This window comes from Xanthomonas sp. AM6, assembly GCF_025665335.1.
Classification (GTDB): domain Bacteria; phylum Pseudomonadota; class Gammaproteobacteria; order Xanthomonadales; family Xanthomonadaceae; genus Xanthomonas_A.
The window spans coordinates 1,017,698-1,030,049 of the sequence record NZ_CP106869.1; the positions used below are offsets into that span (position 1 = coordinate 1,017,698).

Sequence of the window (12,352 nt, forward strand, 5' to 3'; positions counted from 1 at the left end):
CATGCTCCGCTACGCGCTCGCCCTGCGCCGCCATCCGTCCGCGTTGCTGCTGGGCGTGCAGTTGCTGGGGCTGCTGCTGTATCCGCTGATGGAGGACACCGCGTCCGGGCGCGCGCTGTTCGGCGCCTTCGGCATCGTGGTGCTGGGCCTGGCGCTGTGGGTGGTCAACCGCAGCCCGGCGGTGCTGTGGATCGCCTGGTGCCTGGCGGTGCCGTCGGTGGTGCTGTCGATCGCGGCGGCGATGCGCGATAGCGCGGCGCTGGGCACGTTCGCGCAATCGCTGGAAAGCCTGCTGTACTTCTATACCGCGGCCAGCCTGATCGCCTACATGCTGCAGGACCACGAGGTCACCCGCGACGAACTGTATGCGGCCGGCGCGACCTTCACGCTGCTGGCGTGGGCGTTCGCCTTCGCGTTCTCGGTGTGCCAGCAGTGGCTGCCCGGCAGCTTCACCGCCGCGGTGGACGCGCAGTCGCCCAGAACCTGGATGGAACTGCTGTACCTGAGCTTCAGCGTGCTGTCCGGGGTGGGCCTGAGCGACGTGGTGCCGGTGATGCCGCTGGCGCGCGCGCTGGTGATGCTCGAGCAGTTCGCCGGCGTGATGTACATCGCGCTGGTGGTGTCGCGGCTGATTGGGCTCAGCGTCACACGCAAGCCGAAAACCTGAATCGCAGTTAAAAAAAACGCGCCAAGTGGCGCGTAATCTTGCAGCGTTTATGTGAGTTTCGTCGGCGGAGAGAGAGCCTGTAGTTGCTTCGCCGCGATTGGCGGCGGCAACGACTAGGGTAGAATTTGTCGGCCTCGCCACGCCTGGCTGCATTCGTCGCATTGGTTTGCCGAATCTGCCCGTTGGCGCCACATGGCGCGCGTGCGCCGTGCCGTGATTCCCACCCAAACGCAGATCGTCGTTGCCTTAGTCGCGCATGTCCTCGCCATCTCCTGCCACCCCGCTGCTTCCGGAACGGATGCAGGTCGGCGATTGCCTGGTGCTGCTGTCGCTGCGCGAAGTGCATGCGCCGCGCGCGCGGCGGCCGCAGCGGCTCACGCCCAAGGCGATGGGCGTGCTGCGCGTGCTGCTGGCGCAGCCGGGGCAGGTGGTGGAGCGCGAGGCGCTGCTGGCCCAGGTCTGGCCGGACACGCAGCCGACCAACGACGTGGTGACCCAGGCCATCACCCAATTGCGCAAGGCCTTCGCCGCCGGCGCCAAGGGCGACGCGCCGGCCTACATCGAGACCCTGGCCAAGACCGGCTACCGGCTGGTGGCGCCGGTGCAGGCCTTGCCGGAGGTGGAGGCCGGGACGAGCGCGCCGGCCGCTGCGGCGGTGGCCGACGGCGTCTCCCTCGACGCCGTGCCGCACGCAGCCGCCGCCGCGCCGCCTGTGGCGGTGGCACCGCCTGCGCTGCCGCGCCGCATGCAGGTGGTGCTGGCCGCTGTTGCCGGCGCCGGCCTGATGCTGCTGGCGATGCTGCTGTGGTGGTTGCCGTCCGGCAGCCAGGGCCCGGCGGACAGCGAGCAGGAGCGGGTGGTCGGCAGCCCGGAGCGGCCGTACCGGCTGATCACCACGATGCCGGGCTTCGAGCTGGAGCCAGCCTTGTCGCCGGACGGCACGCAGGTGGCGTACGCCGCCGGGATCGAGGGCCGCGCAGGCACGCAGTTGCTGGTGCAGGCGACCGGCCGTGCCGCCGGCAGCGCGCCGGCGCGGCCGCTGGTCGTGCCGGGCGTGGGCCATTCCGACCGCCTGCCGGCCTGGTCGCCGGACGGAAAGCGCATCGCCTTCGCCCGGCTGGGGCCGGACGGGCAATGCCAGGTGCTGGTGGCGGCCGCCGACGGGCACCAGGCGCCGCGCCCGGCCGTGCGCTGCGACGGCACCGAACTGCTCAGTTTCGATTGGACCCCGGACGGTCGCGGCCTGCTGTTCGGCAGCATGACCGGACGCCAGCCTGCCCGCGGGATCCGCGTGCTCGACCTGTCCAGCGGCCGCTGGCGCGCGCTGCCGTATCCGGTCGCTGCCGGCGCGTTCGACTACGCGCCGCGCTATTCCCCCGACGGGCAGTGGATCGCGTTCGTGCGCAACCCGCAGATGGGCGGCCTGTGGCGGGTGCCGGCCGCCGGCGGCCAGGCCGAGCCGCTGACCCGCGAGTTCGCCGAGATCCGCGGCTGGGACTGGACCCGCGACGGCCGCGGCATCGTGTTCGGGCGCCGGGTCGACAGCGAGACCCGCCTGTACCGGCTGGATACCGCCTCGCGGCGCCTGCGCGACCTGGGCCTGGGCGACGCGCAGTCGCCGACCGTGTCGCGCGACGGCGAGCGCCTCGCCTTCGTGCACCGGCGCCCGCAGTTCGCGCTGTACCGCATCGCCGCCGGCGATGGCCGCGGCAAGCGCGAGAGCCAGCGCCTGTTCGCCTCCACCGGGCGCGACAGCCAGCCGGTGATCGCGCCCGATGGCCGCCAGTTGGTCTTCACGTCGGACCGCTCCGGCAGCTTTGCGCTGTGGTGGGGCGACGTGACCCGGCCGCAGTCGCTGCGGCTGATCGAGGGGCTGCGCCCGGAAACGCGGCAGCCGCCGGCGTGGTCGGCCGACAGCCAGTCGCTGCTGGTCAGCGGCCGCGACGCGCAGGGGCGCTCGGTGATCTACGAAGTGCGGCCGCAATCGGGCAGCGTGGTCCCCTTGCCGGTGCCGTCCGGCGAACCGCTGCAGGCGGCGTACACCGCCGACCCGGGGCAGGTGCTGGTCCTGCTCGGCGAGCATGGCCGCACCCGCCTGCAGCTGTATGACCGCCGCAGCCTGCCGTGGCGGCGCCTGGCGGCGCTGGACGACGTCTCGCAGCTGCGCGTGGACCCGCTCGGCCGGCAGGTGCTGTTCACCCGCCTGGCGCGCAGTGGCCTGTGGCGCGCCGACGCCGCGCTGGACCCGGGCAGCGTGGCGGCGGTCGACACCGCGGTGCCGTCGCTGTGGCGCTACCGGACCTGGGCGATCGGCGCGGCCGGCGAGGTGCGCTACCTGTTCCCGACCGGCGAGTGCGCCAGCCGGCTGGCGCGGATCGGCGGCGGCCTCAGCGACAGCGTGTGCCTGGACCGCGACCGGCTCAGTTCGGTCAACGGCTTCAGCCTCGATCCGCGCAGCGGCGACGTGTATGCGTCGCTGGCGGTGGAGGACGGCAGCGACATCGGCTTCATGCGCATGCCCGCGAGCACCGGCTGGTTCTCGGTGATCACGTCCAAGTGGCTGCTGCGCAAGGAAAAATGAGCATCGTAAGTCGTTCGTGACGACTTCGTGCCGATTTCGGACAAACATCGCCACATCGTCCTGACCCTGCCGCCACATCCGGCAAGACTGCGCGCCGGTTCGAGCAAAGCGGGTGCAACGGATGCGACAGATATTCCTGGCCGATCGTGGGCAACAACTGATCCTGGACAACGAGGACGCGCCGCTCGGCTCGGCCTGCCTGGGCGTGGCGCGGCTGGGCAGCCTGCAGGCCGGGGCCGCCGCGTTCACGGTGTGGATCCAGCTGCGCGGCAGCGCCTGGATCGATGCCAAGGAAGGCCGCTTCGAACTGCGCCGCGGGCAATGGCTGGCGCTCGAGCGTGATTCGCGGCCGCTGCTGCAGGCCGATCGCGACGGGCTGTGCATCGGCCTGAGCCTGGACGCCGACGCATTGAAGGCGCTGGGGCGCATGGCCGACGCGACCCTGTACGCCGGCCGCGGCGTCCTGCCGGCGCGCGAGGCGCGGATCGCGCTGCGGCTGTGGCGGCAGGCGGCGGCGCGGCCGGGCGACGTGCTGGCGATGCGCCCGGTGCTGCTGCATCTGGCCGCGATGCAGGGCGAGCTGTCGCACCGCGTGCAGCGCTGCCCGGGCCGTTCGCGGGTGCGCAAGCGCCAGGTGTTCGGGCGCATGCAGCGCGCGCACCTGTATCTGGAAGGGCACCGCGACCGCGTGGTGCGGATCAGCGAACTGGCCGAACTGACCAACTTCTCCAGCTGGTACCTGTCCAAGACCTTCCAGAGCCTGTACGAGGAAAGCCCGCAGGCGCTGTCGGCGCGGCTGCGCCTGGAGCGCGCCGCGGACCTGCTGCGCGACACGACGATGATGATTGGCGAGGTCGCCGCAGCCAGCGGCTTCGACAATTGCTGCAGCTTCGCCCGCGCCTTCCGTGCGCGCTTCGGCGTCTCCGCTTCGCAATATCGACAGGCGGTGGCGGTGCCGCCAGATTCGGCAAAGTCTGCGAACGGCCGCGGCAAAGCAGCCATGCTCACCGGAACGTAACGTGCCGAGGGCGCTTAACACGCCCCTAACGTTACCCTGGAGAGATTGATGAACCTTCGCACTTCCGCAGTGCGGCTGGGCCTGTTGCCCGCCAGCATCGCGATCGCGTTGACGCCGGCCATCGCCGGCGCGCAAGAGTCCGCCGCCACCGATGGCAACCCGACCAACCTCGACCGCATCGAGGTCACTGGTTCGCGCATCCGTCAGGCCAGTTCCGAGACCGCGCAGCCGGTAATCGCGCTGCAGCGCGCCGACATCGAGAAGCAGGGCTACACCAGCGTCGCCGATATCGTGCAGAACCTGTCGGCGACCGGTTCGCCGGCGATCAGCCGCGCCGACGCGCTGTCCTCCGGCGAAGAAGTCGGCGGCCAGTACGTCGACCTGCGTAACCTGGGTCCGCAGCGCACCCTGGTGCTGCTGGACGGCAAGCGCATGGGCGTCAGCTCCGGCGGCTATACCGATCTGGCCTCGATCCCGACCTCGATGGTCGAGCGCGTGGAAGTGCTGACCGACGGCGCCTCGGCGCTGTACGGCTCCGACGCCATCGCCGGCGTGATCAACGTGATCACCCGCAAGAACTTCGACGGTCTGGAAGCCAGCGCCTATGTCGGCCAGTACGGCCAGGGCGACGGCCACAAGGAAACCTACAACTTCGTCTACGGCGCCAGCAACGACCGCGGTTCCCTGACCCTCGGCGCCGAGTACAGCAAGGAAGATCCGGTCTACGCCAAGGACCGCGATTACAGCGCGTCGCCGAACGGCTATTTCCACCCGGTTCCGACCGCCGATGAGTCCAACGGCTGGAGCGCGATCAGCGAGAAGGGCGTGCTGATCGACGGTTCGGGCAACATGTATTCGCTGAATCCGGGCGGCAATCCGCGCAACTTCGCCGACTACCACGAGTTCAGCAACGCCGACCTGTCCAACCCGAGCCAGCAGATGTTTCTGCAGACCGGGATCGAGCGCCGCTCGGTGTTCGCCAACGGCAACTTCGATTTCACCGACAACGTTCGCGGTACCGCCAGCGTGCTGTACACCGAGCGCGAGACGCTGCAGCAGATCGCCGGCTATCCGTACCGTTCGGTGGCCTACGACACCGCGCTGTCGGGCCAGAGCTACTTCAATCCGCTGCCGGGCCAGGACGTCGACTTCATGCGCCGTACCTGGGAAGTGCCGCGCCAGACCCGTTCGGAGCTGAACACCTTCCGCTTCAGCGGCGGGCTCGAAGGTTCGTTCCAGTTGGGCGACAACTACTGGGATTGGGACGTCGGCTACGTCTACAACCGCAATAAGGGCACCAAGACCGGCACCGGCAACCTGTTCATTCCGAATGTGCAGAACGCGGTCGGCCCGTCGTTCCTGGACAGCGACGGCGTGGTCAAGTGCGGCTCCGCCGGCAACGTGATCGCCGGCTGCATGCCGTGGAACCCGCTGTTGCCGAACGGCGCCGCCGGTGCCGGTTCGCTGTCCGATCCGGCGCTGCAGGCCTATCTGTTCCTGCCGTCGCACGACACCTCCGAAACCATCACCAAGGTCTACAGCGCCAACCTCAGCGGCACCATCATGGCGCTGCCGGCCGGCGACCTGGCGATGGCCGCCGGCATCGAGCACCGCAGCGAAGACGCGCGCTACGATCCCGACGCCCTGCTGCAGTCCGGCCTGAGCACCGACCTGGCCGGCGCGCCGACCAAGGGCGGCTACTCGCTGGACGAGGTGTACCTGGAGTTCAACATCCCGGTGCTGGCCGACATGCCGTTCGCCAAGGAACTGTCGTTCGACGTGGCCGGTCGCTATTCCGACTACGACACCTTCGGCGACACCACCAACAGCAAGTTCGGCCTGAAGTGGAAGCCGATCGACGACCTGCTGGTGCGCGGTACCTACGCCACCGGCTTCCGTGCGCCGACCGTGTCGGACCTGTACGGCGGCACCTCGCAGACCTTCGACTCCTACACCGATCCGTGCGACACCCTGTTCGGTGCCGCCACCCGCAATGCGGGCGTGGCCGGGCGCTGCGGCGCCGCGGTGCCGGCGAACTTCCGCCAGGAAGCCTCCGGTGGCGTGAATGCCAGCGGCCCCGGGTCGCAGTCGAATTACGCGTACCTGTCCGGTTCCAACCCCGAGCTGCTGCCGGAAACCTCCAAGACCTACACGCTGGGCCTGGTGTACAGCCCGAGCTACGTGAATGGCCTGGACATCAGTCTGGACTGGTGGAAGATCCGCATCGACGACGTCATCGCCGCCGAGTCGGTCACCTCCATCCTCAACCAGTGCTACGTGCAGAACATCGGCGCGGCCTGCGATCGGTTCGTGCGTGACGCCACCAGCGGCCAGGTCGTCGACGTGACCCGTACCCTGATCAACGGCGGCTACCAGGAAACCGCCGGCTACGATCTGGGCGTGCGTTATCGCCTGGCCGATACCGGCTTCGGCAACTTCGTGTTCGACTGGAAGACCACCTACGTGGACTACCAGGAATACAAGCGCGACAACGAGTCCGAAACGCCGATCGAACAGCACAATGGCTGGGGCAGCAGCGACTGGGGCTCCAACTTCCGCGTGCGTTCCAACCTGAACGTGGATTGGAGCTACGGCAACTTCGGCGTCAACTGGGGCGTGCGTTACTACTCCGGTCTGCGCGAGGCCTGCGCCTACGACCTGAGCGGCGGTTCGGAGTGCAATGAGCCGGGCTTCACCTCCGCGTACACGCTGGAGCAGCCGTCGCGCACGGTCGGTTCCAACACGTTCCACGACGTGCAGATCCGCTACAACGCGCCGTGGGATGCCACGGTGTCGCTCGGCGCCAACAACGTGTTCAATCACGAGGGCCCGATCATGTACAGCCAGCCGAACTCGAACTTCTCCTACAACGGCAGCTTCGACATCGGCCGCATGCTCTACATGAAGTACACCCAGCGCTTCTGATCCACCAGCGTCTGAGCAAGAAAAAAGACGGGCCGCAAGGCCCGTCTTTTTTTTGCGGCTCCGGCCAGCGCTGGCGAGCAGCGAGCAGCGAAAGAAGCGGCAGGAGCTGTTTTTGTAGGAGCGACTTCAGTCGCGACGGGGCATTGCCGGTGAAGCCGTCGCGACTGAAGTCGCTCCTGCAAACGGCAGCAGTGCCCGTGCCAAGGCATCGCTGGCTGAGCTGTTATGGCGGGGATGCCGCTTGCAGGTGACGGATGGGCAGTGCAGCCAAGCTGGGTGCCCGCTCGGGTCGCCCGCGAGCGATGCGGGATCGCCGAACCGCCGGAATCGTCCGAGACGCTACCTAATGGCTTCGAAGAAAATCAGCTATCCCCCGGCCGATTGGTTGCCGGAATGCCGACAGCCACTGGCAGCAGCCCCGCGTGGGGGCTGTCATGGTTCCGATACGCTCGCATGGCCCTGCCAGTTCGGGAGGCTCACTCCCACGAGCGTCCGCACAGCGAGGGCGGGCGCCGCGGCTACGCCGAAGTCAGCCCCATCAGGTTTTCCGCCTGTTCGCGCCAGGTCGGCAGCTTGTTCAGCGTACCGGTCTTGGCCAGGTAGTCCTCGTCGATCTCCGAGCCGCTGGCCAGCGCCATCGCCACGTGCACCGCGCCGGTGACCCAGAAGCTGCGGGTGCTGGAACGTTGCGGCTGGCGGTGGAACGCCACCGCCTCGATGATCGGCATCGGCAGGCCCCACACGCCGAGCAGGTAGGCGCCGGCCTCGGCATGGCCGGGACGATCGTCGTTCGGGTCGGCCGGCTCGCGCTCGTTGCGGATGCCCGGCAGCAGCAGGCCGATATCGGCCAGCAACGCCGCGGTCGCGCCCAGTTCGGCGCTGGAGGACGGCAGCATCTTCGAGGCCAGCTTCGAGGCCAGCAGCGAGCGCTGCTGCAGCGCATTGCGTTCGGCATTGGACAAGGCCTGCACCGAGAACACCTCGCTGGCCAGGACCAGGTCGCGCAGGGTGGCGATGCCCAGCCGGGTCACCGCGGTGCGCAGGTCGGACATCGTGCGCCCGTTGGAGAAGTACGCCGAGTTGCACAGCTGCAGCACCTTGGCCGCGATCGCCGGGTCGGCCGAGACCAGCTTGGCCAGGTCGGCGGCGTTGGTGCCGTCGTCCTGTTCCAGCGCATGCATCAGACTCAGGTACAGGTGCGGCGGCGAAGGCAGTTTCTCGATGCGGCCGATGCTGGCGCGCAGCGTCTGGTTGCCGAGCAGTTCCTGCAGTTCCTCGATGCTGGTGACCGCTTCCAGCAGCATCTCCGGCGACAGCGGCAGCGGCAGGAAACGGTGCGCCACACCGATGATCCGCGCCGGCGGGGCGCGATTGCTCTGCTCGGCCTCGATCAGCGCGATGCGGATGGTTTCCGGGCTCAGCGTGCGGATCTGGCCGAGCAGGGTGGCCGTGGTCAGGTCCGGCAGCGCCGGCGCGGCGATCACCGCATCCAATTGCACGGTGGCGGCGGCGGCGATGGCGGCATTGCCGTCGACCACGGTCTGGACCTGCCAGTCCTCGCCCAATTCGCGGATGTATTCGGTGACTTCGGCCGGCAGGCTCGCTTCGTCGCCGACGAACAGGATACGCAAGAGACTACCCCCCAATAGCGGCCGGTTGACGCTCGCCCGGCCCGGACATTCGATCCGCAATGTACCCCAAACCCCGCGATGCGGCAGCGTTCGCCGTCGTAAAACGTGAAGCGGGTCAGCCGCGGCGGGCAGGCGCCCGCCGCGGCGCCGGATTCAGGCGCCGGCCTTGTAGCGCTCGACCGCGTCCAGCAGGATCTGCTTGGCCTCGGCGGCGTTGCCCCAGCCGTCCAGCTTGACCCACTTGCCCTTCTCCAGGTCCTTGTAGTGCTCGAAGAAGTGGCCGATGCGCTCCATCCAGTGGCCGGAGACCTGGGTGATGTCCTCGATGTGGCCGTAGCCTTCGAACACCTTGGCCACAGGCACCGCCAGGATCTTCTCGTCGCTGCCGGCCTCGTCGCTCATCTTCAGCACGCCGACCGGGCGGCAGCGCACCACGCAGCCGGGCACCAGCGGCAGCGGCAGCACCACCAGCACGTCGGCCGGGTCGCCGTCGCCGCACAGGGTGTTGGGCACGTAGCCGTAGTTGCACGGATAGCGCATCGGCGTGGACAGGATGCGGTCGACGAAGATCGCGCCGCTGGCCTTGTCCACTTCGTACTTGACCGGCTCCGAATCCTTGGGGATTTCGATGACGACGTTGATTTCTTCCGGGAGATTCTTGCCGGAGTTGACCAGTTCCAGACCCATGCGCTAGCTCCAGTGGAGTGGCTTCTAAAGAGGCCTGCATTCTAGTCGGTTGGCTGTTGCAATGCAGCGCGGCCTATTCCTACAAGGCTTTCGGACTCCGTACCCGTGCGCACGGGGAGGATCCCGATACTGCCCGGCCGGCCGCGGCGCGACGCTGTGCCCACAGTCCACCCACCAAGGAGCAAGGCGATGAAAGGAATCCCGTTTTCGATGGGCCCGCTGCTGGCGGCCGCGCTGCTGGCCTTCGGCGCACCCGCCGCGCAGGCGCAGCAGGTCTACGTGGATGCGGTCGACTATCCCAGCCCGGGCGCCGGCTGGGAGGCGTTCTACGACCTGGAGCGGCGGCTGGCCGAGGACTTCGACCAGATCTGCGGCGACACCTTCTGCGAGGGCGAGTACAGCGATTACCAGCCGCTGCGCTACCGCTGCTCGGTGCGCCAGCGCGACGGCGTGCTCGGCCAGTGCGTGTGGACCTTCGGCGCCAGCGAGGCCAGCATCGATCCGGCCACCGGCCAGGTGCTGGTCGATGCGAAGCTGTGGCAATGCCCCACGCCGCTGCAACCGCGGACCCGGCTGGCGGCGCTGTACAAGGCGCTGGCGGTGGAGCGCCCCTTGTTCGCGCCGCTGCCGCACAGCCAGCGCAGCGTCAACGACGGCCTGATCGAGTGTCTGTAGCGGCGATGCGTGCGCACCGGCGCTGGCGGATCGCCAGCGCCGGTGCGGTCAATGCCAGCCCTACAGCAGCGGCACCATCAGCAGCGCCACGATGTTGATGATCTTGATCAGCGGATTGATCGCCGGGCCGGCGGTGTCCTTGTACGGGTCGCCGACGGTGTCGCCGGTGACCGCGGCCTTGTGCGCCTCGCTGCCCTTGCCGCCGAAGTGGCCGTCCTCGATGTACTTCTTGGCGTTGTCCCAGGCGCCGCCGCCGGTGGTCATCGAGATCGCCACGAACAGCCCGGTGACGATGGTGCCGATCAGCAGCCCGCCGAGCGCGCGCGGGCCGAGCAGCAGCCCGACCACCACCGGCACCGCCACCGGCAGCAGCGACGGCACGATCATTTCGCGGATCGCCGAGCGGGTCAGCATGTCCACTGCGCGGTCGTACTGCGGCTTGCCGGTGCCTTGCATGATGCCGGGGATCTCGCGGAACTGGCGCCGCACTTCCTCCACCACCGCGCCGGCGGCGCGGCCCACCGCTTCCATCGCCATCGCGCCGAACAGGTAGGGGATCAGCCCGCCGAGCAGCAGGCCGATGATCACCGTGTGGTCGGACAGGTCGAAGGCGAAGGTTTCGCCCGGATGCGCGGCGCGCAGGTTGTGCGTGTAGTCGGCGAACAGCACCAGCGCGGCCAGAGCGGCCGAGCCGATCGCATAGCCCTTGGTCACCGCCTTGGTGGTGTTGCCGACCGCGTCCAGCGGGTCGGTCACCGCGCGCACTTCCGGCGGCAGTTCGGCCATCTCGGCGATGCCGCCGGCGTTGTCGGTGATCGGGCCGTAGGCGTCGAGCGCCACGATCATGCCGGCCATCGACAGCATCGCGGTGGCGGCGATGGCGATGCCGTACAGACCCGACAGCGCGAACGCGCCCCAGATCGCCGCGCACACCGCGATCACCGGCAGCGCGGTCGATTTCATCGAGATGCCGAGCCCGGCGATGATGTTGGTGCCGTGGCCGGTGGTCGAGGCCTGCGCCACGTGCTGCACCGGCTTGTACTGGGTGCCGGTGTAGTACTCGGTGATCCACACGATCAGGCCGGTCAGCACCAGGCCGATCAGTGCGCAGCCGTAGAGCTTGGTCGCGCCGGCGGCGGTATCGCCCATCAGTTGCTGGGTCACCGGCCAGAACGCGATCGCGGCGAGCACCGCCGACACCAGCACGCCCTTGTACAGCGCGCCCATGATCGAGCCGCCCGGCCGCACGCGCACGAAGAAGGTGCCGACGATCGAGGCCACGATCGACACGCCGCCGAGCACCAGCGGATACAGCACCGCGTTGCGCCCGGCCTCGGCGGCCATCAGCCCGCCGAGCAGCATGGTGGCGATGACGGTGACCGCGTAGGTCTCGAACAGGTCGGCGGCCATGCCCGCGCAGTCGCCGACGTTGTCGCCGACGTTGTCGGCGATCACCGCCGGGTTGCGCGGATCGTCCTCGGGGATGCCGGCCTCGACCTTGCCGACCAGGTCCGCGCCGACGTCGGCGCCCTTGGTGAAGATGCCGCCACCCAACCGCGCGAAGATCGAGATCAGCGAACTGCCGAAGGCCAGGCCGACCAGCGCGTGCAGGCTTTCCTCGACGCTGCGCCCCAGCCATTGCAGCATGCCGTAGTAGCCGGCCACGCCGATCAGGCCCAGCCCGACCACCAGCATGCCGGTGATCGCGCCGCCGCGGAACGCCACGTCCATCGCCGGCCCCAACCCGCGCCGCGCCGCCTCGGCGGTGCGCACGTTGGCGCGCACCGACAGGTTCATGCCGATGTAGCCGGCCGCGCCCGACAGCACCGCGCCGATCGCGAAGCCGCCTGCGGTGTACCAGCTCAGGAAGAACCCGACCAGCAGCAACAGCGCCACGCCGGCGATGGCGATGGTCTGGTACTGGCGGTTGAGGTAGGCGCGGGCGCCTTCCTGGATCGCATCGGCGATCTGCCGCATGCGTTCGTTGCCGGCCGGCTGCGCCAGGATCCAGCGCGTGGACACGATGCCATAGAGAATTGCCAAGGCCGCGCACGCCAGTGCCACGGTGACCGCATATCGTTCCAGCATGACCCCTCCCAAGGATGTGGATGTCGCCCAAGCGGTGGACGTACAGCGGGATCACACCGAAAGGAGCCTGACGCATGCAA

The 12,352-nt window shown here is 68.8% G+C and carries 8 protein-coding genes; 5 read left to right on the plus strand and 3 right to left on the minus strand.

Features of this window, described 5'->3' with window-relative positions; genetic code table 11:
- Window position 1 precedes the first annotated feature (1 nt).
- From OCJ37_RS04205 to OCJ37_RS04220, 4 genes are all read left to right on the plus strand, one after another.
- Window positions 2–667 (plus strand): ion channel, encoded by a 666-nt coding sequence (locus tag OCJ37_RS04205; protein WP_263112446.1) that lies wholly within the window; start codon window positions 2–4, stop codon window positions 665–667.
- 256 nt (window positions 668–923) lie between these two features.
- The gene (locus OCJ37_RS04210) at window positions 924–3,248 is read left to right on the plus strand and encodes a winged helix-turn-helix domain-containing protein (RefSeq protein ID WP_263112447.1); all 2,325 of its coding nucleotides are present in this window, start codon (window positions 924–926) and stop codon (window positions 3,246–3,248) included.
- Window positions 3,249–3,369: 121 nt separating this feature from the next.
- Entirely contained in the window at window positions 3,370–4,266 is an 897-nt protein-coding gene (locus tag OCJ37_RS04215) for a helix-turn-helix transcriptional regulator (protein WP_263112448.1), read from the plus strand.
- 48 nt (window positions 4,267–4,314) lie between these two features.
- The gene (locus tag OCJ37_RS04220; RefSeq protein ID WP_263112449.1) at window positions 4,315–7,191 is read left to right on the plus strand and encodes a TonB-dependent receptor plug domain-containing protein; all 2,877 of its coding nucleotides are present in this window, start codon (window positions 4,315–4,317) and stop codon (window positions 7,189–7,191) included.
- A 518-nt stretch (window positions 7,192–7,709) separates the two neighbouring features.
- Here OCJ37_RS04220 and OCJ37_RS04225 read toward each other — a convergent pair.
- Together OCJ37_RS04225 and ppa are read right to left on the minus strand one after the other, a co-directional pair.
- The gene (locus OCJ37_RS04225) at window positions 7,710–8,822 is read right to left on the minus strand and encodes an HDOD domain-containing protein (protein WP_263112450.1); all 1,113 of its coding nucleotides are present in this window, start codon (window positions 8,820–8,822) and stop codon (window positions 7,710–7,712) included.
- Window positions 8,823–8,975: 153 nt separating this feature from the next.
- Window positions 8,976–9,509, minus strand: a complete 534-nt coding sequence (gene ppa, locus OCJ37_RS04230; protein ID WP_263112451.1) for an inorganic diphosphatase — start codon at window positions 9,507–9,509, stop codon at window positions 8,976–8,978.
- Window positions 9,510–9,698: 189 nt separating this feature from the next.
- Here ppa and OCJ37_RS04235 point away from each other — a divergent pair, with 189 nt between their 5' ends.
- Entirely contained in the window at window positions 9,699–10,184 is a 486-nt protein-coding gene (locus OCJ37_RS04235; protein ID WP_263112452.1) for a hypothetical protein, read from the plus strand.
- 60 nt (window positions 10,185–10,244) lie between these two features.
- On the opposite strand, the gene OCJ37_RS04240 is transcribed toward OCJ37_RS04235, so the two are convergent.
- Window positions 10,245–12,272 (minus strand): sodium-translocating pyrophosphatase, encoded by a 2,028-nt coding sequence (locus tag OCJ37_RS04240; protein WP_263112453.1) that lies wholly within the window; start codon window positions 12,270–12,272, stop codon window positions 10,245–10,247.
- Window positions 12,273–12,352 lie beyond the last annotated feature (80 nt).